Source organism: Bacillus sanguinis, from assembly GCF_018332475.1.
GTDB classification, from domain to species: Bacteria; Bacillota; Bacilli; order Bacillales; family Bacillaceae_G; genus Bacillus_A; species Bacillus_A sanguinis.
This window is the reverse complement of record NZ_BOQB01000391.1, coordinates 1-2,260: the sequence shown is the minus strand read 5'-3', so window position 1 is coordinate 2,260 and position 2,260 is coordinate 1. Positions and strand designations below refer to the sequence as shown.

At 34.0% G+C, this 2,260-nt stretch carries 2 protein-coding genes; both read left to right on the top strand.

Annotated features, from left to right (window positions below):
- The first annotated feature begins 608 nt into the window (after positions 1-608).
- The gene (gene sigI, locus KI369_RS26625) at positions 609-1,331 is read left to right on the top strand and encodes an RNA polymerase sigma factor SigI (RefSeq protein ID WP_098225048.1); all 723 of its coding nucleotides are present in this window, start codon (positions 609-611) and stop codon (positions 1,329-1,331) included.
- On the top strand, positions 1,321-2,260 hold a 940-nt coding region (locus KI369_RS26620), incomplete at its 3' end, for an anti-sigma factor domain-containing protein (protein WP_212958506.1). The genes sigI and KI369_RS26620, both read left to right, overlap by 11 nt.

Here is a 2,260-nt window from a genome sequence, read left to right as displayed (position 1 = left end):
GACATATTATGATAATCAAGAAAGATAACGATAGAGAAAATCAGCAGATTTTCTTATACATAATGAGAGCCCAACTTAATTTAATAGATATGATAAGAAAACCATCAATTTGATTAATCCTTTTTCAAATCAATGGTTTTTATTTTTGAAATAAAAATCTATTTTTTTATAAAAATATTTTTTGACCCCCATAAAACTTTGTATTCCTCCGAATATGTATAGTGAAGAAAATAAATAGAAGAAAACTGACTCTGAAAGAATATTGAAGTGTTAATAAAATTACTAGATTAAGTGGGGCATCCGAAATAAAAGGGTGAAATTACCAATTATATAGAGAAGAGTTATTCAAGGATTGGAGATAAAATAGAAACAGAGCAAGCAAAACAAGCGGAAGAAAATAAGAAAGTACATTAAAATATAAGCTGAACTATAGTGCCGAGAGAAAAGCAAGATCATTAGGAAAACAGTGAAAGAAGTTAGTCTCGAAAAAATATAAGTAACAGCAAGAAGACAAGACCAAAGAAAAGTACTAACAAAATGTGGTTAAATGGTCACTTGTTTAGTGACCATTTTTCTATTTAAAGCAGAAGGAGGCTGAGAGATTACCAGTGTTGAGTTTAGTAATGAAGATCTTAAGAAAACCGAAAATAGAAGATATCGTATGTAACATACAAAACAATGGAGAAGATAAGGAAGCCTTTATCGTTCAGTATCAGCCTTTTATTAGAAAATCAATATCGTCTGTCTGCCGCCGATATATTACAGAACAGGATGATGAATATAGTATTGGATTGTTTGCGTTTAACGAAGCAATTGAACAGTATTCGTATAAAAAAGGAAAATCTTTTCTAGCGTTTGCTGATCTTCTTATAAAAAGAGATGTAATTGACTATATACGCAAGGAGTCTAAGCATAACCGTGTCTTTTTAAAAGAAGATGAGCAAGAGGAAATGTTAGAAATGCAAGTATCGCTTACAGAGTATATGAAAGAGATGGACAATAGTAATCGTAAGGAAGAAATTCTTCATTTTCAAAGTGTGTTAGCTGAGTTTAAAATCACATTTTCAGAGCTTGCTAAAGAATCTCCTAAGCATCGTGACACGCGTGAGCACTTAATAGAAATTGTAAAGATGATTATAAAAGAAGAGGAAATGATGGAGGAGCTGTTCCGAAAGAAAAAGTTACCGCTTAAACATATTGAACCGCGTGTTAGGGTAAGTCGTAAAACGTTGGAGCGGCATAGAAAATATATCATTGCAATGTGTATTATCTTCGCAAACAACTATACATACATTCTTGATTATATAAGGGGAGGGAAGCATGATGAATAAAGGAATTGTGATGGATATAAAAAAACATAGTGTAGTTGTTTTAACACCAAATGGAGAGTTTATTACGTGTAAAAGAAAAGGGGATTCTTGCATGATTGGAGAGGAAATCTCGTTTGAAGAACAAGAACAAAAAGCATCACGTTTTTCAATCCCTTATTTCTTAAAGCCGGCATCATTACTTGTTGCTTGTTTTCTATGTGCGCTGTTATTTTTCTACAACCAACCGGAAGAAAAAGTATTTGCTTACGTCTCAGTTGATATAAATCCAAGTTTAGAGGTGAGCGTAACGAAGGATCTTCGCGTTATAGATTTGCAAGCTTGTAATGATGATGGAAGGCGTATTTTAAAAGAATTGAAGCAATGGGAAAATAAACAATTGCAAGACGTAATACGTACGATTATAAAGCAAAGTCAAGAGGATAAGTATTTAACGAATGATAAGCAAGTTATGCTAACGGCTGTTGCAAAGGACAAGTTGCTAGAACCACAGTTGGTAAAGGAAATGAAAGAATTAAAGAAAGAATATGAGCTAAAACATATTACAGTCGAATATCAAAGTAGCACGATGCAAGTACGAGAGGATGCTAGAAAAGCTGGAATTGGCACAGGAGTCTATATAAAGCAAGAGAATGAGAAGAACAAATCGCTTACTCCACCTGCCACGTCGTCTAATCCGGTGGAAAACGAAGAAGAGGTGCAATCGCAGCAGGAGTCAGCTTCTGATGCATCATCAGATTTGTCTCCTGTAAAAGAAAAAAAATATGAGAAACCAGAGCATAAAGAACAAAAGAAACCAGAGGAACAGCCATCTAGGCAAATAAAAGAAAATAATGGTAGAGGATCTCAGCAAGAAAATAGAGGAAATCAGCAGGAGAATAACGGTAGAGAATCTCAACAAGGGAGTAATGGAAATCAGCAAGGGAACAACG